The 19,361-nt window shown below is 62.8% G+C and carries 18 protein-coding genes; 4 read left to right on the top strand and 14 right to left on the bottom strand.

The annotated features are described in order from the left end of the window. Positions 1 to 663: a flavin reductase family protein gene (locus tag ABV589_RS26775; protein ID WP_367084322.1), complete on the top strand. Its 663-nt coding sequence runs from the start codon at positions 1 to 3 to the stop codon at positions 661 to 663. Positions 664 to 834: 171 nt separating this feature from the next. Here ABV589_RS26775 and ABV589_RS26770 read toward each other — a convergent pair whose 3' ends face one another. The 8 genes from ABV589_RS26770 to ABV589_RS26735 all read right to left on the bottom strand — a co-directional run bounded on the left by ABV589_RS26770 (position 835) and on the right by ABV589_RS26735 (position 9,709). Next, positions 835 to 1,494: a DUF799 domain-containing protein gene (locus tag ABV589_RS26770; RefSeq protein WP_131670302.1), complete on the bottom strand. Its 660-nt coding sequence runs from the start codon at positions 1,492 to 1,494 to the stop codon at positions 835 to 837. Next, positions 1,491 to 1,859 carry a DUF4810 domain-containing protein gene (locus ABV589_RS26765; protein ID WP_007969675.1) on the bottom strand — a complete coding sequence of 123 codons (369 nt, stop codon included), beginning with the start codon at positions 1,857 to 1,859 and terminating at the stop codon, positions 1,491 to 1,493. The genes ABV589_RS26770 and ABV589_RS26765 overlap by 4 nt, the downstream gene beginning before the upstream one ends. A gap of 28 nt (positions 1,860 to 1,887) precedes the next feature. Beyond that, a complete protein-coding gene (locus ABV589_RS26760) occupies positions 1,888 to 2,574 on the bottom strand; it encodes a CsgG/HfaB family protein (protein ID WP_177325722.1) in 687 nt (228 codons plus the stop codon). Between the two features lie 268 nt (positions 2,575 to 2,842). Continuing rightward, positions 2,843 to 5,920: an error-prone DNA polymerase gene (locus ABV589_RS26755; protein WP_367084321.1), complete on the bottom strand. Its 3,078-nt coding sequence runs from the start codon at positions 5,918 to 5,920 to the stop codon at positions 2,843 to 2,845. Next, complete coding sequence (locus tag ABV589_RS26750; RefSeq protein ID WP_367084320.1) at positions 5,917 to 7,332, bottom strand: DNA polymerase Y family protein; 1,416 nt, start codon at positions 7,330 to 7,332, stop codon at positions 5,917 to 5,919. The genes ABV589_RS26755 and ABV589_RS26750 overlap by 4 nt, the downstream gene beginning before the upstream one ends. A gap of 7 nt (positions 7,333 to 7,339) precedes the next feature. Beyond that, a complete protein-coding gene (imuA, locus tag ABV589_RS26745; RefSeq protein ID WP_367084319.1) occupies positions 7,340 to 7,957 on the bottom strand; it encodes a translesion DNA synthesis-associated protein ImuA in 618 nt (205 codons plus the stop codon). Continuing rightward, positions 7,957 to 8,574, bottom strand: a complete 618-nt coding sequence (gene lexA, locus ABV589_RS26740; protein ID WP_367084318.1) for a transcriptional repressor LexA — start codon at positions 8,572 to 8,574, stop codon at positions 7,957 to 7,959. The genes imuA and lexA overlap by 1 nt, the downstream gene beginning before the upstream one ends. Before the next feature lie 217 nt (positions 8,575 to 8,791). Beyond that, positions 8,792 to 9,709, bottom strand: a complete 918-nt coding sequence (locus ABV589_RS26735; RefSeq protein WP_367084317.1) for a LysR family transcriptional regulator — start codon at positions 9,707 to 9,709, stop codon at positions 8,792 to 8,794. A 103-nt stretch (positions 9,710 to 9,812) separates the two neighbouring features. Here ABV589_RS26735 and ABV589_RS26730 point away from each other — a divergent pair, with 103 nt between their 5' ends. The 3 genes from ABV589_RS26730 to ABV589_RS26720 all read left to right on the top strand — a co-directional run bounded on the left by ABV589_RS26730 (position 9,813) and on the right by ABV589_RS26720 (position 14,317). Then, complete coding sequence (locus ABV589_RS26730) at positions 9,813 to 11,555, top strand: amidohydrolase (protein ID WP_367084316.1); 1,743 nt, start codon at positions 9,813 to 9,815, stop codon at positions 11,553 to 11,555. Between the two features lie 161 nt (positions 11,556 to 11,716). Then, a complete protein-coding gene (locus tag ABV589_RS26725; protein ID WP_367084315.1) occupies positions 11,717 to 12,454 on the top strand; it encodes a TorF family putative porin in 738 nt (245 codons plus the stop codon). Positions 12,455 to 12,658: 204 nt separating this feature from the next. Continuing rightward, positions 12,659 to 14,317 (top strand): phosphoethanolamine--lipid A transferase, encoded by a 1,659-nt coding sequence (locus ABV589_RS26720; protein WP_367084314.1) that lies wholly within the window; start codon positions 12,659 to 12,661, stop codon positions 14,315 to 14,317. Between the two features lie 131 nt (positions 14,318 to 14,448). Here ABV589_RS26720 and ABV589_RS26715 read toward each other — a convergent pair whose 3' ends face one another. The 6 genes from ABV589_RS26715 to ABV589_RS26690 form a co-directional block, all read right to left on the bottom strand. After that, positions 14,449 to 14,727: a DUF971 domain-containing protein gene (locus ABV589_RS26715; protein WP_367084313.1), complete on the bottom strand. Its 279-nt coding sequence runs from the start codon at positions 14,725 to 14,727 to the stop codon at positions 14,449 to 14,451. Further along, positions 14,724 to 15,686 (bottom strand): HEAT repeat domain-containing protein, encoded by a 963-nt coding sequence (locus ABV589_RS26710; RefSeq protein WP_367084312.1) that lies wholly within the window; start codon positions 15,684 to 15,686, stop codon positions 14,724 to 14,726. Before ABV589_RS26710 ends, ABV589_RS26715 begins: the two co-directional genes overlap by 4 nt. Beyond that, complete coding sequence (locus ABV589_RS26705; protein ID WP_367084311.1) at positions 15,683 to 16,531, bottom strand: ABC transporter ATP-binding protein; 849 nt, start codon at positions 16,529 to 16,531, stop codon at positions 15,683 to 15,685. The genes ABV589_RS26710 and ABV589_RS26705 overlap by 4 nt, the downstream gene beginning before the upstream one ends. Then, entirely contained in the window at positions 16,531 to 17,313 is a 783-nt protein-coding gene (locus tag ABV589_RS26700) for an ABC transporter permease (protein WP_367084310.1), read from the bottom strand. The genes ABV589_RS26705 and ABV589_RS26700 overlap by 1 nt, the downstream gene beginning before the upstream one ends. Before the next feature lie 133 nt (positions 17,314 to 17,446). Beyond that, a complete protein-coding gene (locus tag ABV589_RS26695; protein ID WP_367084309.1) occupies positions 17,447 to 18,850 on the bottom strand; it encodes an ABC transporter substrate-binding protein in 1,404 nt (467 codons plus the stop codon). Positions 18,851 to 19,090: 240 nt separating this feature from the next. Beyond that, positions 19,091 to 19,336: a ferredoxin family protein gene (locus ABV589_RS26690; RefSeq protein WP_367084308.1), complete on the bottom strand. Its 246-nt coding sequence runs from the start codon at positions 19,334 to 19,336 to the stop codon at positions 19,091 to 19,093. Positions 19,337 to 19,361 lie beyond the last annotated feature (25 nt).

Here is a 19,361-nt window from a genome sequence, read left to right as displayed (position 1 = left end):
ATGCACAGCTTCGACTTCAGCCAGCTCAGCCCCCGGGAAAAATACAAGATCCTGATCGGCAGCGTGGTGCCACGCCCGATTGCCCTGGTCACCACCATCGACGGTGAGGGCCGGGTCAATGCCGCACCGTTCAGCTTCTTCAACGCGCTGTCCGCCGACCCGCCGATCCTTGCCCTCGGCGTGGAAAACTACGGCGACCAAAGCCCCAAGGACACCACGCGCAATATCCAGCTCAATCAGGAATTCACGGTGAACATCGTCAGCGATGCGCTGGTGGAAGCGATGAACGTCTGCGCCGTGCCGTTCGCTCCGGGCTTTGATGAACTCACCGCCGCCGGCCTGACGGCAATCCCTGGCACCACAGTCAAATGCCCGCGCATCGGCGAGGCACCGGTGGCGCTGGAGTGTCGACGGATGATGGCGCTGAACATCGGTCAGTCGCGGGAGATCATTTTTGGCGAGGTATTGATGGCGCATGTGCGCGACGAGTTGATCGATCCAAAGACGCTGTACATCGATCAATTGGGCCTGGATGCGATCGGGCGCATGGGCGGCCATGGTTATGCACGGACCCGGGATTACTTCGATTTGCCGACCCGCTCGTTGCAAGCGTGGACGGAGGCGCCGGGGGGTGGCGAACGGTTTTGGCCAGAGCCCAAATAAACCTGTATTGCGAAACCTGTGGCGAGGGAGCTTGCTCCCGCTCGGCTGCGCAGCAGTCGTAAACCCAAACGACGCGGTGAGTCAGACTCATCGCGCTGTCGGATTTGGGGCCGCTGCGCATCCCAGCGGGAGCAAGCTCCCTCGCCACAGAGGCATCACTGCCTCAAGGGTTTAGTCCGTACCGTATTTCGGCGAACGCGGGCCATACAACAGGCCGGCGTGCTGCCCCGCCGACAACAGGCGATTGCTCGCCACACCGGCAATCGGGTATCCGGCGTCGGTGGAACTGTTGATCACCTGCTTCACCGCTGCAGTGATCAGCATGCCGATCAGGCCGCCACCGCTGTTGTTGCCGCCCTCTTCGCTCGACGCCCGCGCCGAACCGGTCCACAGCGTGGTGCCGGATTTCAGATCCACCAGTTTGGCGGTGGCGGTTACCGCGGTTTCGCTGCTGATCACCATGTAGCGCGTACCGTACTCGGTCACGGTGATGTACAGCGCAGCGTCGGCGCCGAAGATTTCCTTGAGCTTGTTGGCCGGAGCCTGATGAATGTCATCCGGGGTGGTCAGGCCGTTCTGGCGGAAGGTTTCGTCCACCAGGGTGATCGGCAGCACGTAGTAGCCGGCCTCGGCCAGTGGGAACGTCACTTGCGACAACAGGCTGTACGACGCTTTCACGTCCGGCGAGGTATTGAGCGGCGGCAGCACCAGAATGGTCTTCGGCCGTGCCTGTTTGTACGCCGAATAGTCGACGGTTTTCGGCGCGACGCAGCCACCGAGTACGGTCAGGGCCAAACCGGCGGCCAGCAGTTTCAGGGTGCGCGAGATCATTGGGCGTCTCCGGTCTTGGCGTTTTTAAGCAGAAAATCCATGTACGGCCCGGACTCGGGGAACAGCGCTTTCTCGGTGCGGAACTGCTGCACCATCTGATCGTCCTTGCCCATGCTCAGGTACAGCAGACCCAGGTGCGCGTGGTAGCCCGGCGGCACAGCCTTGCCGGTGGAACGGATCTTCTGCAGGTCGCGCTCCAGCACTTCAGCCTGGGCTTCTTTCGGCTCTTCGCCTTTGAAGTATTCGTAGACCTGCGGTTGGTAGTCTTCCCACTGGTACAGGGTTTTCGGGCTGCTGCAACCGGCCAGCAAAGCGCTGGCGGCCAGCGTCAGGGCCAGCAGCGACCGCGACAAAGTCAGATTCATGGGTGTTGCTCCTTGCAATGAATAGCGATCAGTTCGCCGGTTTCCAGGCACCGGCGTTCATGCCATCGACCAGACGATTGATCGCCTCGCGCATGGCCAGATCGAGGACTTTGCCGTTGAGGGTGGAGTCGTAGGCAGCGGTGCCGCCGAAGCCGATGATTTCGCGGTTGGACAAGGCGTATTCGCCAGCGCCTTGAGTCGAATACACCACTTCGGAAGTGCTGATGTTGACGATGTTCAGGTTGACCTTGGCGTAGGCGACCTGGGTCTTGCCCCGACCGAGAATGCCGAACAGCTGATGGTCGCCGGTTTCTTTGCGGCCGAACTCGGTGACGTCACCGGTGACCACGTAATCGGCACCCTTGAGGCGCTGGGCCTGGCCCTTGATCGCGGCTTCCTGCTGGATCTCGCCCATGTTGTCGCGATCCAGTACCGAGAAACGGTTGGTCTGCTGCAAGTGAGTGATCAGGATGGTCTTGGCCTGGCCGCCGAGACGATCAACGCCGTCGGAGAAGATCCCGCGCATGTAGCTGGAGCGGTTATCGAACTTGCCCACCGCCATCGGCACACGAGCGCCGGTCCAGACTTGCGTGGCGCTCTCGACCTTGGCCACCGGCAGCGCGCGGGAGCTTTCGGTGGCGCACCCGGCAAGGGAGCTTGCGAGGGTGCCGAGCACGGCAATCGCAACGCCTGAGACCAACATCCGGGAGATCATTCTCACTGTGCATTCCTTCTGAAAAAAACGGTGTGTCCCGGCACGGCAAGGCAGTGGGGAGCGGAAAAGGGGCGGCATTATGACAAAGTGCCATCATTCGCGACAGATTTTTTTGACGCCAATAGATTGGCTGATCTGAACACCACAAATCCCCCCGTGTAGGAGCTGCCGAAGGCTGCGATCTTTTGATCTTGTTTTTAAAATCAAAGTCAAAAGATCGTCCGATCGCGGCCCGAGCCTGCGGCAGCTCCTACAGGGGGGATCGGTGTTAGTGGAAGTCGCGACTCTGCACGCGGATGCCGTCGAGCAGCGGACTCAGGTCGCTCAATCGCCCGGCGATCAGGTGCCGGACTTCGCCTTCGCGCTCCCAGCGGCCATCGACCTTGAGCAGTTGCGAGCCGACCAGCACCTGGCGCTGACGCTCGGCCAGATCGCGCCAGACCACCACGTTGACGTTGCCGAACTCGTCTTCGAGGGTGACAAAGGTCACGCCGCTGGCAGTGCCCGGTCGCTGCCGCCCGGTGACCAGCCCGGCGATGCTCACTGGCCGACCGTGTTCGACGTCCAGCAATTCCTGCGAGCTGCGGCAACGCCGTGCCTTGAGTTCGCCGCGTAGCAGCGCCAGCGGATGCGGCCCCAGCGTGGTGCCGATGGTCGCGTAATCGGCCTGCAGGTCCTCGCCGACGCTCGGTTTGGGCAGCAGCACATCGGCTTCTTCCTGACTTGGCAACCCGGCAAACAGGCCCAGCTGTTTCTGCACCCCGGCCACTTCCCAGCGCGCACGATGCCGATGCCCGGCCATCCCGCGCAACGCTCCGGAGTCAGCCAGCAGCGTCTGAGCGCGGCTGTCGAGCGCAGCCCGTTCACCCAGGTCGGCGACATCGGCAAAGGCCCCGCGCGCCCGCGCCGCTTCGATGCGCCGGGCATCGTCCTCGCGAAACCCCTTGATCATCCGCAAACCCATGCGGATCGCCGGTTGCGCGCCGCTGATCGGTTCCAGGCTGCAATCCCAGTCGCTGGCGCGCACGTCCACCGGACGGATCTGCAATTGATGGCGGCGCGCGTCCTGCAGAATCTGATCCGGGCTGTAGAAACCCATCGGCCAGCTGTTGATCAGCGCACAGGCGAACGCCGCCGGTTCGTGGCACTTGAGCCAGCAACTGGCGTAGGTCAACAAGGCGAAACTGGCGGCGTGGGATTCGGGAAAACCATAGCTGCCGAAACCCTTGATCTGCTCGAAGATCTGCGCGGCGAATTCTTCGCTGTAGCCGTTTTTCTTCATGCCGGCGGCCAGCCGTGCCTTGTGCGGTTCCAGCCCGCCGTGGCGTTTCCACGCGGCCATCGAGCGGCGCAACTGATCGGCCTCGCCGGGGCTGTAGTCGGCGGCGACAATGGCGATCTGCATCACCTGCTCCTGAAACAGCGGCACGCCGAGGGTGCGTTTGAGCACCACTTCCAGCTCCGGCGAGGGATAGGTTTCCGGCTCTTCCTTGTTGCGGCGGCGCAGGTACGGATGAACCATGCCGCCCTGAATCGGCCCCGGACGGACGATCGCCACCTCGATCACCAGATCGTAGAACTTCGCCGGTTTCAGCCGCGGCAGCATCGACATCTGCGCCCGGGATTCGATCTGGAACACACCGATGGTGTCGGCGCGGCTGATCATCTCGTAGGTCGGTTTGTCTTCGGCGGGAATCGTCGCCAGGCTCAGATCCTGATGGCGATGACGGCGCAGCAAGTCGAAGCAGCGACGGATCGCACTGAGCATGCCGAGGGCGAGGATATCGACCTTGAGCAGGCCGACCGCATCGAGGTCGTCCTTGTCCCACTGAATGATCGTGCGCTCGGCCATGGCCGCGTTTTCCACTGGCACCAGGGTGTCCAGCGGCTGCTCGGAAATCACGAAACCGCCGGGGTGCTGCGACAGATGCCGGGGGAAGCCGATCAGTTGCCCGGTCAGGCTCAGCACCCGGCGCAGCAGCGGGCTGTCGGGGTCGAAGCCGCCTTCGAGCAAGCGCGCCAGCGGCGGCGTTTCATCGCTCCAGTGACCGCAGCATTCGGCCAGTGCATTGATCTGATCCGGCGGCAGTCCAAGGGCCTTGGCCACGTCACGCACCGCACCGGCGGCATGGTAGGTGCTGACCACCGCCGTCAGCGCCGCCCGGTGTCGGCCATACCGGCGAAACACGTATTGCAGGACTTCTTCGCGGCGCTCGTGCTCGAAGTCGACGTCGATGTCCGGCGGCTCGTTGCGCTCCTTCGACATGAAACGCTCGAACAGCAGCGTGGTGCGGTCCGGGTCGATCTCGGTGATGCCCAGGGCAAAACACACCGCCGAGTTGGCCGCCGAACCGCGGCCCTGACAGAGGATTTTTTGTTCGCGGGCGAAGCGCACCACGTCGTGCACGGTGAGGAAGTAGCTTTCGTAACCGAGTTCGGCGATCAGCTTCAGTTCGTCGTCGATTTGCTTGAGCACTTTGGCCTGTGGCCCTTTCGGCCAGCGCCAGGCAATGCCTTCTTCAGTCAGTTGGCGCAACCAGGAGCTGCCGGTGTGCCCCTCCGGCACCAGCTCCTTCGGATACTGATAGCGCAACTCGCTCAGCTCGAAAGTGCAGCGCCGGGCCAGTTGCACCGAGGCGTCGAGCAACGCTTGCGGATACAACTCGCGCAACACGTCGAGGCTGCGCAGATGGCGCTCGCCGTTGGGGTGCAGACGCAACCCGGCCTCGGCCACCGGGACGTGATGGCGGATCGCGGTCATGGTGTCCTGCAGGGCGCGCCGGCCACGGGCGTGCATGTGCACATCGCCGCTGGCCACGGCGACAATCTGCAACTGCTCGGCCAGACTCGACAGGGCCGTCAGCCGCCGCCGGTCGTCCTGCCCGCGATGCAGCTGCACCGCCAGATACAGGCGCTCGCCGAAGGTCTGCTTCAGCCAGCGCCCCTCCTCCACGTCATCCACGCTGTCCGGCACCCATACGGTGAACAATCCCGGCAGCGGCTCGCTGAAGTCCTCGCGCAGCACCTGGTACTGGCCCTTCTGCGTACGCCGCCGGGCCTGAGTGATCAAACCGCACAAGGCCTGATACCCCGCCAGGTTCTCCACCAGCAGTATCAGTTTCGGGCCGTTATCGATGCGGACTTCGCTGCCGATGATCAGCGGCAGTTCAACCGATTTCGCCGCTTGCCAGGCGCGGACGATCCCGGCCAGGGTGCATTCATCAGTGATCGCCAGCGCCTGATAACCGTGTTTTTTTGCCCGCTGGAACAGCTCCAGGGCACTGGAGGCACCGCGCTGGAAACTGAAGTTCGACAGGCAATGCAACTCGGCATAACCCTCGCTCATGCAAACCAGCCCTGCAGCCACAACGGACCGCCCTCGCCCACGGCCCGATAGGCCCAGCCCTGCTGACCGGCGCGGTTCTGGATCAGGTAGTAATCGCGGCGCACATCGTCACCGTCCCACCAGCCGGACTCGATACGTTCCGGGCCCATGAGGATTCGCGCCGAACCTTCCGGCACACTTTGCGGTTCGCCGAGCAGCCAGCCCGGACGCTGCACGCTCGGCAATCCGCTGCAACGCTGCTTGTCGACGCCGTTCTGCCAGGCACATTCGGGGCGATGGTCGGCCTGAAAGCGCAGGCCCTGCACCGCGTCATCACCGAGCCGTGCGCGCAGGCGTTCGCGCAATTGCTCCCAAGGCAAGGTCTGTTGCGGACGGTCATCGAACAGTTCCTGAAACTGCGGCACGAAACTCGGCAGGTCTTCGGCGCGCAGGCGAAAACCACGCACCGGCGCCTCGACCTGGACTTGTTCCAGTCGCCCACGGGCCAGTTCGAAGAGCATCGCCGGGTCGCGCTCGGCGCTGAGCAGGCCGACCTTGATCACCGTGTCCGGCAACCCGGCGTGTTCCAGATGCAGGTCGAAACGCTGCACGCCGCTGTCACGTCCGCAGAGGAACGCCGACAGGTCAGCGGTCAATCGGCGTAACGGGAACAGCAGCGCCTGATGGGATTGCACGTCGAAATTCAGTTCGATACGCACATCGAAGCGGTCCGGCGGCAGATAGAAGGCCAAGGCCAGCGGCCGTGCCCCGAACAAGGTGTCGAGATGCTTGAGCATTGAGGCTTCGAAACGCCGGGCCAGGGCCTGACGCGGCAGGCTCTGCAGTTGGTTCAGGTTGCGCAGGCCCATGCGCGTCAGTGCCGTGGCGACCTGCGGCTCCAGCCCGACACGGTCGACGGGCAACTGCCCGAGGTGATGTTGCAGGGCTTCACCGTCCGGTACGACGAGACCGTCGTAGGCGTTGGCCAGCACCCGCGCCGCCACCGGATTCGGTGCGGCGACGATGCGATGGCGGAAGCCCAGCTCGGTCAGTTCCTTGCGTAACCGTGCTTCGAACTGCGCCCAGGAGCCGAACAGGCCCAGACTCGATTCAATCTCGAACACCACGGTACGCGGGTAATGCACGCTGACCTGCGCGCTGAAGCGATAGGCCCACGCGGCGAGAAACTGTTGCCAGTGTTCGACCTCGGCCAGGTCGTAATCGGCGGTGGCGAAACCTTTGCTCAGGGCTTGAGCGGCGGTCATCGACTGGCCGGCGCGCAGGCCGAGCTGACGCGCCGCGGCATTCACCGCTTGCAGCACCCGGCGCTGGGCCGGGCCACTGAGCAGCACCAACGGCTCAGCGGGATCGGCACGCTGACGCAGCACCGCGTCGAGGGCCAATTGCGGGAACAGAATACACACCCAGCGCATGACGACCTCAGTGCCCCACGGCAAACGCAATCGGCGCCGTGCGCGCCAGTCCGCCACGGCATTTGAGCACGCGCAACTGCGCCGGTCTGGCATCGATGGCAATGCGTAGCGCCGCCGGCGAGGGGTTGATCGCCTCGCTCAGCGGGCGCCAGGCAAACGCCAGGGTCTGGCCGGTTTCCGCTGCCACCTGCAAACGTCGCAGCGCGCGGTCATCGGCCTTGTGCGGCCAGCACAGCACCGCGCCGCAACTGCCGGAACGCAGGCATTGTTCCGTCGCCCACAAGGCATCGCGTTCGCTGGCTTGGATCACCGACAACTGCCGCAGATCGACCCCGGCGTTCGCCCACGCCTGTGGGTACGGCACGAACGGAGGCGCCACCAGCACGATGCGCTCGCCCGCCGCCGACAGCCGCGCCAGAGTCGGCCACACCAGTTGCAGCTCGCCGACCCCGGGGCCGGCCAGAAGGATTTCGCTCAGCGCCGCTTCCGGCCAGCCGCCGCTGGGCAACGCCGCATCGAGCGCGGCATGCCCGGTGGGTTGCGGGCTGGCCGCCGCCGGCGCAGGCCGGCCCTTCCAGACCTGGCCGCCATTGAACAGCGTATCGAGTGCAACGACGGCGCCCATCAGCCTTGCCTCACCAGACCGCAGAACACCCCTTCGATGGCCAGATCCTGATCATCACGCACGACAATCGGCTGGTACGCCGGGTTGCGCGGCAGCAGGCGCACTGTAGTGCCGACACGTTCGAAGCGTTTGATCGTCACTTCACCGTCGAGCCGCGCTACCACGATCTGGCCGTTGAGTGCTTCGGGATTGCGCCGCACACCGACCAGATCGCCGTCGAGAATGCCATCCTCGATCATCGAGTCGCCCTGCACCCGCAGCATGTAATCGGGGGTGCGGGAGAACAGCGCCGGGTCGAGCATCAGGCGGTTATGGATGTCGGCATCGGCGCCAATCGGCGCACCGGCGGCGACCCGGCCGAGCACGGGAATATCCAGCAGCTCGGGGCGCGGCGCTTGCCCGAGCAGGCGAATGCCCCGGGCCTGATGCGGGTTGACCTCGATAAACCCGGCTTCGGTGAGCGCCAGCACATGCTTGCGCGCCACGCTGCGCGAGGCAAAACCAAAAGCCTCGCTGATTTCAGCGAGGCTTGGGGGCTGACCGTGTTCGGCGATGCGTTCGCGGATAAAGGTCAGGATGGCGGTACGGCGGGGAGTCAGGTTCGTCATGGAGTACATTTGTACTCCTGTGGGATTTTACTGACAAGCACCGCCAGTCGGCCCAAGCCGACCTTCCACAAAAATCAAAAGATCGCAGCCTCGTTTCACTCGTCAGCTCCTACAAAAGAGACGCACCGGGATCCGTGTAGGAGCTGCCGCAGGCTGCGATCTTTTGATTTTAAAAAGCAAGATCAAAAGATCGCAGCCTGCGGCAGCTCCTACAGGGGAACGGGTGTCAGTTGAGGCCGCGTTCGGCGAGGAAGGCGGCGATGTAATCGATGAATGCGACGACCTTGGCCGTGGCCCGCCGATGGCTCGGGTACACCGCGAGGATGTGCGGGCCGAAGGTGTCGGGGTCGATTTCGTAGTCAGCCATGACCCGCACCAGACGCCCGTCGGCAATGTACGGCGCAGCGCTCCACAGCGGTGTGTGCAGCAAGCCGCGTCCGGCCAATGCGCTGGCCAGCAGCAGGTCGTAATTGTCGCTGCGCAAACGCGGCGCCGTCGGTTGCGCCAGGCTCAGGCGCTGGCCGTCGCGCTCGGCCCACCAGAACTCGCGGCTGAGCAACGGGTGCTGATACAGCAGCCATTCATGCTGTTCGAGGGTTTGCGGGGTGACCGGAAAACCCTTGCGCGCCAGATACTCCGGGCTGCCGCACAAGGCCAGGCGATTGCTGCCGACCACCCGCGCAATCAGCCCCGGCAAGTCGTCATGGCCCTCGCGCAAGGCCAGGTCGTAGCCGCTTTCCAGCAGATTGACGAACGCATCGCACAGGTCCACTTGCAGGCTGATCTGCGGGTATTGCTGCAAGAAGCCGTCACACACCTGATCGAGAAACGCCCGCCCGTACGCCAGCGGTGCGGTGATTTTCAGGCTGCCGCGCAGACCGTGCTGCAACTGCTCGATCTCTTCGCCGGCCTCCTCCAGCCGCTGCAACACCAGCCGTGCGGTTTCCAGATAGACCCGGCCGATTTCGGTCAACAGGATCCGCCGTGTACTGCGCTCGAACAACCGTGCGCCAAGTTCCGATTCCAGATGATTGACCGCTTTGGTCAGGGCCGACGGGGTCTTGCCCAGTTGCTCCGCCGCGCGGCTGAAACTGCCGAGTTGCGCGGTGACCACGAACATTTTCAGTGCACCCAGCTTGTCCATGCTTTTTCCATTCAGGCAAAAACGTTTTTCGTGAGGAAGGCGTTCTGTCGGCCAGTGTCAGCCACTAATCTGGCCATCAGACGCAATAACAAGGAAATCTTCAATGAAAAGATTCATCCCGATCCTGCTGGTGAGCGCTATAAGTTTTGCCTCGATGGAAGCCATGGCCGTCACCGATCTGGTACTGGTCAACGGCAAGATTTTTACCGCCGATCGCTCGCAACCCAAAGTGCAGGCGCTGGCCGTGGAAAACGGCAAGGTGCTGAAAGTCGGCACCGATGCGCAGATCAAGGCGCTGATCGAACCCGGTACGCAGGTCATCGACCTCGGCGGCAAGACGCTGATGCCGGGTTTGATCGACAGCCATTCCCACGCGATTTTCGGCGGCCTGGAAATGGTCTCGGCCAACATGGAAGACGAAGTCGTCGTCCTCGATGAATTGCAAAAGCGTCTGCGCGCCTGGCGTGATGACGGCAAGGCCAGACATGGCGACGTGCTGAGCATTGCCGGCATGAGTTCGGCGTACTGGGCGCAGGCCGAGGCGCTGGGCAAGACTTTCAATCAGGGCGAATGGGCCGACGTGCCGGTGGTGTTCATCGGCAGCGATCACCACACCGCGTGGGCCAACAACGTGATGCTCAAGCGCGCCGGTATCGACGCGGCGTTGCTCAAGAACCTGCCCAACGCGGAAAAAGACACCATCGGCAAACTGCCAAGCGGCGAGCCCAATGGCTTTGTGGTCGACGCCGGTTGGGATCGGGTCGCCGCGAAAATGCCGGTGCCGAGCCCAGCCGATATGCTCAACGCCGCCAAATCCGCCGTGCGTTTCAACAACAGCCTCGGCATCACCGCGTGGATGGATCCGGCCGCCAACGCCGCGCCGGGCGAGGCCGTGTTCGCGCTCAAACCCACCGAGAAAACCGTCGGCGTGCTGCCGGCCTACAAAGCGCTGTCGGCCAGTGGCGACATGAGCGTGCACGTCGCGGCGCTGCTGGTGGCCAACCCGAAAAGCCTGCCCGCCGACCTCGAAACGCTGGATAAAGTGCGCCAGCAGTTTCAGGGCATCCCCAACCTGAGCCTGCCCGGAATTAAGATCTTCGCCGACGGCGTGATCGAGTACCCGGCGCAGAGCGCGGCGATGATCGATCCGTACCGCAACTCGCACAAACAGGGCGAGCTGCTGATCGACCCGCAGCATTTCGGCGAACTGGTGAGCGCCATCGACCAGCGCGGCTGGTTGGTACACATCCACGCCATCGGCGACCGTGCGGTGCGTGAATCGCTGAATGGTATCGAGCGCGCGCGCAAGGATCGGCAGAGCGGCATCACACACTCGATCACCCACCTGCAGATGGTCAACCCGAAAGAGTTCGCCCGCTTCAAGCCGCTGAACGTGATCGCCTCGATGCAACTGTTGTGGGCCAGTGCCGATGACTACACCACCGACATGATCAAGCCCTACGTCAGCGCCCTCGCCTTCCGTTATCAATACCCGGCGCACTCGCTGCTGAAACAGGGCGCGACGATTGCCGGTGCCAGCGACTGGCCGGTGTCGTCACCCAACCCGTTCAACGCCATGGCCCAGGCTATCACCCGCGTCGGGCCTCTGGGGGTGCTGAATGCCGACGAGCGTCTGGATCGCGAAACCATGTTTTACGCCTATACCGCCAACGCGGCGCGGACAATCGGCCTGGATCAGCAGATCGGTTCGCTGACGCCGGGCAAACAGGCCGATTTCATCGTGGTCGACCGCGACGTGTTCAGCGTCGACGAAAAAGCCCTGCATGACACCCAGGTTCTGCAAACCTGGTTTGGCGGACGACAGGTCTACACCGCCACCCAATAACAACTCGTTCCCCCTGTAGGAGCTGCCGAAGGCTCGGGCCGCGTTCGGACGATCTTTTGACTTTGATTTTAAAAAACCAAGATCAAAAGATCGCAGCCTTCGGCAGCTCCTACAGGTTTTGCGTCCAGCCCCTAAAACAATCACAACATCGGGACTTCTCCATGAAAGCCTTGCCCTTGCTCGCCCTGAGTTCCTTGAGCCTGCTGCCCCTGAGCAGCGACGCAATTCCCTTGAACGACGATTTCGCCGTGCTGGTGGACCTGACCCTGGCCAGCGACTACCGCACCCGCGGCATCTCGCAAACCCAAAATGACCCGGCCGTGCAGGCCGGTCTGACCCTGGCCCATAGCAGCGGCCTGTACGTGGGTGCCTGGAGTTCCAACGTCGATTTCGGCGATGGCCTGAAAACCCGGCAGGAAGTCGATTACTACGCCGGCTGGCTGTGGCAAGCCACCGAGGATGTCAGCCTCGATCTGGGCTACATCAAGTACGCCTACCCCAAGGAAAGCCAGTTCAACCAGAGCGAGGTCTACGGGATTCTCGGTGTCTACGGGGTGAAGCTGGCGGCGTATTACTCCAGCGATGCGCCGGGGATCGACAGCAAGCAGAGTTCGCTCTACACCTATGTCGGTTATGAAACCGAGTTGCCGTTCGATTCCGGTCTGAAGCTGCGTTACGGCAACATGGACTTCAAGGATCCGAACCTGTACTCGGCGTCCGGGCATGGCGAGAACAGTTACCGTGAATGGGAGGTCAAGCTGACCCACAACGTGGCCGGGGTGCTGTTGGGCCTGAGTTATATCGATACCGATCTGTCGCAGAGCCAATGCCTGAGCAACTGGGGATTCAAGGATGTTTGCACCGCAACGGTGGTCGCGAGCGTCAGTAAATCGTTCTGACATTCGCCTTGTGTAGGAGCTGCCGCAGGCTGCGATCTTTTGATCTTGATCGTAAAAAACAAAATCAAAAGATCGCAGCCTGCGGCAGCTCCTACAGGGGATGGGGTATTTGTTACAGGATGTTTACGGAATTTTTACTATTGTTCTTCTACAGTTACGCGCGTAACCGCGTGTGTTTTCTATTCTGCTGGAGGAATGTTGGTAATGGCTTTGGGCAAAGGACTGCGTTTACCGTCCATCACTTCAACCCGTCTGGTGCTGCTGTTTTCCCTGGCACTGGTGGCGCTGTACAACCTGGCGACCTGGAAGGCGCTGGGTAATCTGATCACCCTGCAGGGCGCGCACAAACTGGCGTTTTTCGCCTCGTTCGGGCTGTTCCTGTGGGCGGCGATCACGCTGTTGCTGACCCTCGTTTCGTTTCGCTGGACGCTGAAACCGGCGCTGAGCGTAGTCGCCCTGCTCTCGGCCTGCGCGGCGTATTTCATGAACGAATACGGGATCACCATCGATACGGTGATGATTCAGAACGTGTTCGAAACCAACCCGGCCGAGGCTGCGGCGCTGTTCAACGGCAAGCTGCTGGCCTACGTGTTGCTGCTCGGCGTGCTGCCGGCGGCGTTGATCTGGCGCTGGCCGGTGCGTTATCGACCGTTTTTTCGCGGCCTGCTCAACAAGGTGCTGGTGATTGCCGCTTGCGTGCTGGTGATCGCTGCCTCGGTGGGCGCGTTCTATTCGACCTACGCGCCGATCTTCCGTGAAGAAGACAAGCTCACCCACTTCATCAACCCGACCAATTACATCTACGCCATCAGCAAGTACACCAAGCAGCGTCTGGGCATCAAAAAGCACTTTGTGGTGCAGGCCATCGGTGAAGACGCGGTGATGAGCGCCAAAGCGGCCAGCCGCGAGAAGAAGTCGCTGATGGTGTTCGTGGTCGGCGAAACCGCCCGCGCCGATCATTTCTCGCTGAACGGCTATGCGCGCGAGACCAATCCCGAGCTGAGCAAACTGGACATCCTCAACTTCACTCAGGTGCATTCCTGCGGCACGTCCACGGCGGTGTCGGTGCCGTGCATGTTCTCGATGTTCCCGCGTGAGGATTACAGCGACAAGAAAGGCAAAACCTACGAAGGCCTGCTCGATATCCTGCAGCGCGCCGGCGTGCAGGTGCTGTGGCTGGACAACAACAGCGACTGCAAAGGCACCTGCCTGCGCGTGCCGCACCGCGACATCGCGAAGAACCAGCCGGGGCCGTTCTGCGACGGCAACAACTGCCTCGATGAGGCGCTGCTGGCCGACCTGCAGAGCTACATCGACAGCCTCAAGGGCCACGCGATCATTGTCCTGCACGCCGACGGCAGCCACGGCCCGGAATACTACGAGCGCTACCCGAAAAGCATGGAGCGCTTCACCCCGATCTGCCACACCAACCAGTTGGGCAGTTGCAGCCGTGATGAACTGGTCAACGTGTACGACAACACCATCCTCTACACCGACCACTTCCTCGCCAAGGTCATCGAGTTGCTCAAGCGTAATCAGGACACGCTGGATACCTCGATGCTGTACGTTTCCGACCACGGCGAATCGCTGGGCGAAAACGGCCTGTACCTGCACGCCGCGCCGTATGCGTTGGCGCCGGAAGCGCAGACCCACGTGCCGATGGTGATGTGGTTTGGCAACAACACCTTGGCGCAACTGGGGATTGATCGCGATTGCCTGCAAGGCAAGACCGGTCAGCCGGACCTGAGCCATGACAACCTGTTCCATTCGGTACTGGGGTTGTTCGAGGTGAAGACCGCGCTGTATCAGCCGGGGCTGGATGTGTTTCATGGTTGCCGGCCAGCCATGACGGCTGCGCAGTAACCCAAATTCCGAAACCCCTAAAATCCCTGTGGGAGCTGGCTTGCCAGCGATGGCGGTGTGTCAGTCACATAGATGCCTGATGTGCCGGCCTCATCGCTGGCAAGCCAGCTCCCACAGGGAAAGCAGTGTTCTCAAGAACTGAGCTGGGCCAGATAATCCCACGGGTAAATCCCGCGCTGATGGCCGTCGCTGAACACCAGTTGCACGCCATAGCCCTGCGGGTTGATCTCGATCAGCCGGACGCGCTCATCGACCTGTGGCGTCAGGCCCTTCAGGCGAAACGCGCGGCACTGCGAGCACGGGCACTGGCGGCGCAGTTCGGCGTGGTTGAGCTGCGATTCACGGCCGTCCGGCCAGCTCAGGCGCAGTGTCCGTTCGCGTTGCGAGTTGCCCACCGACAGCGGACTCATTGCAGCTGACTCAAGGCAATCCGCACGGCTTTACGCACTTCCGGATCACCGTCATCCTGCGCCGCCTGCAACGCCGCCACTGCACCGCGATCATGCAACTCACCGAGGGCCAGCGCGGCTTCCTTGCGCAGGTTGCTGATGCGGTGGCCAAGCGTTTCGATCAGGGCGTCGAGCGCCGCAGCGTAGCGCAAACGCCCGAGGCTGCGGGTGGCGCGCAGGCGCACTTGCCAATAGTCATCGCCAAGCGCTGCGATCAATGCCGGGCCGGCGTCGCCGTGACCAACCTTGCCCAGGGTTGTCGCCGCTTCTTCGCGCACTTGCCAGGCATCGTCCTGCAGCGCTTGACGCAAGGCTGGCAGCACCTCGGCGCTGGACGCCAGACCGAGGGCGCCGGTGGCGGCGCGGCGCACTTCGGTGTCCGGGTCGGCGCTGGCCAGACGCGCCAGAGCCGGCAGTGCGTCGAGCTGCTTGAGCCAGCCGAGCACACCGACAGCTTCGCGGCGCACGTTGGCGTCGGCATCATCAAGAGCCGCGACTGCAGCAGGTGCCGCAGCGGCGAAACGCAATTCGCGCAAGGCACGGAACGCGGCGATTCGCACACTGACTTGCGCATGGCCGGTCCACGGCAGAATCACCCGGCCTGCCGCCTCACTCTTGAGCAGGCTCAGACTTTGCGCGGCGGCGGCCTGCACTGCCGCAGACGGATCGGTCAGCGCCTGGCACAGCGCAGCCACCACCGGTTCGTCTTCCCACGCTTCCAGCAGCCGCGCCGCTTCGGCGCGGACTTCTTCGGCGGGATCCTGCCCCAGGCGATCAACCAGCCACAGCAGGCCATCCGGTTCTTCCAGATCCGCCAGATCAATCAGCGCAATGCGCCGCACACCGGCATCGTCAGCGGTCAGACGCGGTTGCAGGGCGAGGATGTCATCGTTATCGGTCACAGCAAAAAATGAGGTCATAGGGCAAATCGCGGCAAAGGGTTTTCGGGAGGCAGGCCGAGCGGGTTGAGGCGCGGCAGCGGTCGGGGGTTGTCGTGGCGCAGCAGGTCGAGGCAATGGCGCTTGAGGCGGGAGAATTCGGCGCTGGTCACCAGTTCACTGGTGCGCGGACGCGGGAAGTCCAGCCGCAGGTCTTCGATGATTCGCCCAGGGCGTGCGCTCATCACCAGCAAGCGGTCGGCGAGGAACAGCGCCTCGTCGATGTCGTGAGTGACGAACACCACGGTGGTGCGAATCCGCGTCCAGATGTCCAGCAGCAGTTCCTGCATGTTCAAGCGGGTCAAGGCATCCAGCGCGCCGAACGGCTCGTCCATCAGCAGCAACCGTGGACGGTTGACCAGCACCCGGGCGATTTCCACCCGTTGCTGCATGCCGCCGGAAAGCTGGTCGGGCCAGCGCTCGGCGAAGCCGTCGAGGCCCACCAGTTTGAGCATTTCATCGGCCTCACGCTGGCGCTCGGTTTTACCGATTCCGCGCATCTTCAGGCCGAAGGCGACGTTGTCGCGCACCGTGCGCCACGGGAACAGCGTGTGATGCTGGAACACCATGCCGCGTTGCGGCGACGGCCCGCTGACCTCGCCGCCATCGACTTTGAGGCTGCCGGTATGGGCGTTCAAGTGTCCGGCGAGTGCGCCGAGCAAGGTAGACTTGCCGCACCCGGACGGGCCGAGAATGCACACGAACTGGCCCGGTTCGATCTGGCAATCCAGACCGTGCACCGCTTCGAAAGCGTATTGGCCCTCGCCGAGCACGATCGACAACTGGCGAATATCGATCCGTCCTTCCGGGGTTTGCATCGCGCTCATCAGGCTTTTCCTCGTGGCCGGTGCCAAGGTGTGAACAGCCCGCCCAGACGCTTGATCAACAGGCTGCTGCCCATGCCCAGCACACCGATCAGCAGCATGCCAACGACGATGTCGGCGTAGTTCTGAATGGTGTAGGACTCCCAGGTGTAGTAACCGATGCCGAACTGGCCGGAGATCATTTCCGCCGTCACCAGGCAGAACCACGAGGTGCCCATGCCGATAGCGAGCCCCGTGATGATGCTCGGCGCGGCGCCGGGCAAGATCACTTCCAGCAGAATCGCCCGGCGCCCTGCCCCGAGGCTTTTTGCCGAGGCGATCAGCCGTGGATCAACGCCTTCGACGCCGTGCACGGTGTTGAGCAGGATCGGGAACAGCGCACCGGTGAAGGTGATGAAGACCATCGACAGCTCCGACGACGGGAACATCAGGATCGCCAACGGAATCCACGCCACCGCCGGAATCGGCCGCAGCACTTCCAGCGGTGGCAGCAACAGGTCTTCGGCCCATTTCGAACGACCAATGGCCAGGCCCAGGGCGATACCGATGATCAATGCCGCGAGGTAGCCGGCGAACACGCGGCTGAGGCTGGCGCTCAGGTGCTGCAGCAGCTTGCCGGAATCGCCCAGACCCAACGCCGCTTCGATCACCGCCAATGGGGTTGGCACGTTGGCGAAGGTGACCAGGCCGAGGTTCCAGTGGTGGCTGGCGGCGAGCTGCCAGAACAGCAGGCAGAGCAGCAGGGAGGCGGCCCTTGGAACCCAGCGTAAATAGGATCGGTACACAATTCTTCCTCTCAATCGAGATCCCCTGTAGGAGCTGCCGAAGGCTGCGATCTTTTGATCTTGTTTTTAAAAATCAACGTCAAAAGATCGCAGCCTTCGGCAGCTCCTACAGAGGGGCGTGGTGTTCTCCGGGTTAGCGGGCAGCCACGGCCTGGGTTGTGGCATCGGTAAAGTCGAAGACCTTACCGCCCTGCGCCGCCGCAAACTGCTGCGCCTGGCCTTTGAGCAGGAACGCACTCAAGCGGCCCTTGGCGTCGCTGGCGAACCACGCTTGATCGGCGAGCAATTTGATCCCGCTGTCACTGGCCTGGGCATACACCGCGCGGATGTTTTTGCCTTCCTGCTTCAGTGCGGCGAGCGCGGTGAACGCCGATTCCGCCGAGGCGTACTGGCGCACCTTGTCTTCACCGCGCACCCAAATTTCGGCGACGTGGCTGAAGTCAGTGATCGCTTTGCCGGTCGCCGCATCCACGGCTTTCAACGGCGTTTGCGCGTAGTTGCCGAGCTGCGCGCTGTAGTCCAGGTTCGACGCCTTGAAAGCGGCGCGGATGTACTGATCGTCGATGAAGGTGTTGAGGTCGAGGCCGCGATCGGCCTTCTTCAGCAGCTTCAGGGTGTCGATCGCCGTGCCCACGGCCTGACGGTATTCCGGCTTCCAGCTTAGGTCGCGGGTCTGCACGCCGAGCGGGCCGTGGAACAGGTAGTTGACCTCGGCATCGACGCCGGTGACCTTGGCGATCAGCTCGCTGTACTTCTCAGGCTCGGCGGCCAACAACTGGTTGGCCTCGATGCTTGCGCGCAGGTAGGCGACGACGATTTCCGGGTACTGTTTCGCGTAGGCCTGATCCACCAGCGCACCATGGAAGGTCGGCGCATTGGCCTGGGCGCCGTCGTAGATTTTGCGGGCGAAACCACGGCTGGGGAACAGCTCGGCGAACGGCACGAAATCGGCGTGGGCGTCGATCTTGCCGGCCTGCAGCGCGGAACCGGCGACTTCCGGCGGCTGGGCGATGATGTTCACGTCCTTGAGCGGGTCCCACCCCTGCTCCGCCACCGCGCGCAGCAACATGCCGTGGGCGGTCGAGGCGAATGGTACCGAGATAGTCTTGCCCTTGAGTTCACTCAGCGCCTGCACCCCGGACGCGCTCGGCACCACGATGCCATTGCCACTGCCCTTGATGCTGCCCGACAACACGCTGATGAACAGGCTGTGCTTGCCGGCAGTTTCGAACGCCACCCCGTTGAACGCGCCGGGGAAATCGGCCATGGCGCCGAAATCGAGTTTGCCGGCGACCATCTCGTTGGTCAGCGGCGCACCACTGGTGAAGTTCTTCCACTGCACGTCGTACTTGGCGTCTTTGTAAGCGCCGTCGTGTGGCAGGTATTTGTCGAGCAGACCGAGTTCACGAATCAACAGCCCGCCAGCGGCGCAGTTGATGGTGGTGTCCTGGGTGCCGATGGCGATGCGGATGGTTTCGGCCGAGGCCGACAGGGTCAATGAAGCCAGTACCAGACCGGCGAGTGCTGCACGCAACATGGTGTGTTTCCCCTCGAATCATTTATTGGATGTTCGTCTCCGCCGCGATCAGGGCGCGGTGGGAAACGAGGGGTGCTTGGTGAATCCAGCGTCCGGGGTATGCCGGATGGCTTTTGTGTTGTCCATGCGGGCCTCATCGCTGGCAAGCCAGCTCCCACAAGTTTCTCGGGTGTTCGCGAAATCCATCTCTCACTACAAATCCATGTGGGAGCTGGCTTGCCAGCGATGGCGTGAGTCCAGTCACCGCAGGAGATAGGGGATGTCGACCTTTACGGCGCCAGTCGGGCAATCCTTCTCGCACGGCATGCAGTACCAGCATTCATCGAACGCCATGTAGGCCTTTTGGGTGGTCGGGTTGATCGCCAGCAGGTCCATCGGGCAGACATCGACGCACACGGTGCAGCCCTTTTCAGCGATGCATTTGTTCTCGTCCACGGTGACCGGGGCGTTGGAGCGGAAGAAGATTTCCTGGGCTTGATAGGCCATGGTTCGGACTCTCTTTTTTGTGGTG

The organism is Pseudomonas sp. HOU2 (assembly GCF_040729435.1).
Taxonomy (GTDB): Bacteria; Pseudomonadota; Gammaproteobacteria; order Pseudomonadales; family Pseudomonadaceae; genus Aquipseudomonas.
The sequence above is the reverse complement of the archived record's forward strand: the minus strand, read 5'-3'. Positions and strand labels throughout refer to the sequence as shown.

Excerpts from the sequence above, each read along its gene's own strand:
- ABV589_RS26775 (WP_367084322.1), top strand. The coding sequence starts at position 1 with ATGCACAGCTTCGACTTCAGCCAGCTCAGCCCCCGGGAAAAATACAAG.
- ABV589_RS26770 (WP_131670302.1), bottom strand. The coding sequence starts at position 1,494 with ATGATCTCGCGCACCCTGAAACTGCTGGCCGCCGGTTTGGCCCTGACC.
- ABV589_RS26765 (WP_007969675.1), bottom strand. The coding sequence starts at position 1,859 with ATGAATCTGACTTTGTCGCGGTCGCTGCTGGCCCTGACGCTGGCCGCC.
- ABV589_RS26760 (WP_177325722.1), bottom strand. The coding sequence starts at position 2,574 with ATGATCTCCCGGATGTTGGTCTCAGGCGTTGCGATTGCCGTGCTCGGC.
- ABV589_RS26755 (WP_367084321.1), bottom strand. The coding sequence starts at position 5,920 with ATGAGCGAGGGTTATGCCGAGTTGCATTGCCTGTCGAACTTCAGTTTC.
- ABV589_RS26750 (WP_367084320.1), bottom strand. The coding sequence starts at position 7,332 with ATGCGCTGGGTGTGTATTCTGTTCCCGCAATTGGCCCTCGACGCGGTG.
- imuA (WP_367084319.1), bottom strand. The coding sequence starts at position 7,957 with ATGGGCGCCGTCGTTGCACTCGATACGCTGTTCAATGGCGGCCAGGTC.
- lexA (WP_367084318.1), bottom strand. The coding sequence starts at position 8,574 with ATGTACTCCATGACGAACCTGACTCCCCGCCGTACCGCCATCCTGACC.
- ABV589_RS26735 (WP_367084317.1), bottom strand. The coding sequence starts at position 9,709 with ATGGACAAGCTGGGTGCACTGAAAATGTTCGTGGTCACCGCGCAACTC.
- ABV589_RS26730 (WP_367084316.1), top strand. The coding sequence starts at position 9,813 with ATGAAAAGATTCATCCCGATCCTGCTGGTGAGCGCTATAAGTTTTGCC.
- ABV589_RS26725 (WP_367084315.1), top strand. The coding sequence starts at position 11,717 with ATGAAAGCCTTGCCCTTGCTCGCCCTGAGTTCCTTGAGCCTGCTGCCC.
- ABV589_RS26720 (WP_367084314.1), top strand. The coding sequence starts at position 12,659 with ATGGCTTTGGGCAAAGGACTGCGTTTACCGTCCATCACTTCAACCCGT.
- ABV589_RS26715 (WP_367084313.1), bottom strand. The coding sequence starts at position 14,727 with ATGAGTCCGCTGTCGGTGGGCAACTCGCAACGCGAACGGACACTGCGC.
- ABV589_RS26710 (WP_367084312.1), bottom strand. The coding sequence starts at position 15,686 with ATGACCTCATTTTTTGCTGTGACCGATAACGATGACATCCTCGCCCTG.
- ABV589_RS26705 (WP_367084311.1), bottom strand. The coding sequence starts at position 16,531 with ATGAGCGCGATGCAAACCCCGGAAGGACGGATCGATATTCGCCAGTTG.
- ABV589_RS26695 (WP_367084309.1), bottom strand. The coding sequence starts at position 18,850 with ATGTTGCGTGCAGCACTCGCCGGTCTGGTACTGGCTTCATTGACCCTG.
- ABV589_RS26690 (WP_367084308.1), bottom strand. The coding sequence starts at position 19,336 with ATGGCCTATCAAGCCCAGGAAATCTTCTTCCGCTCCAACGCCCCGGTC.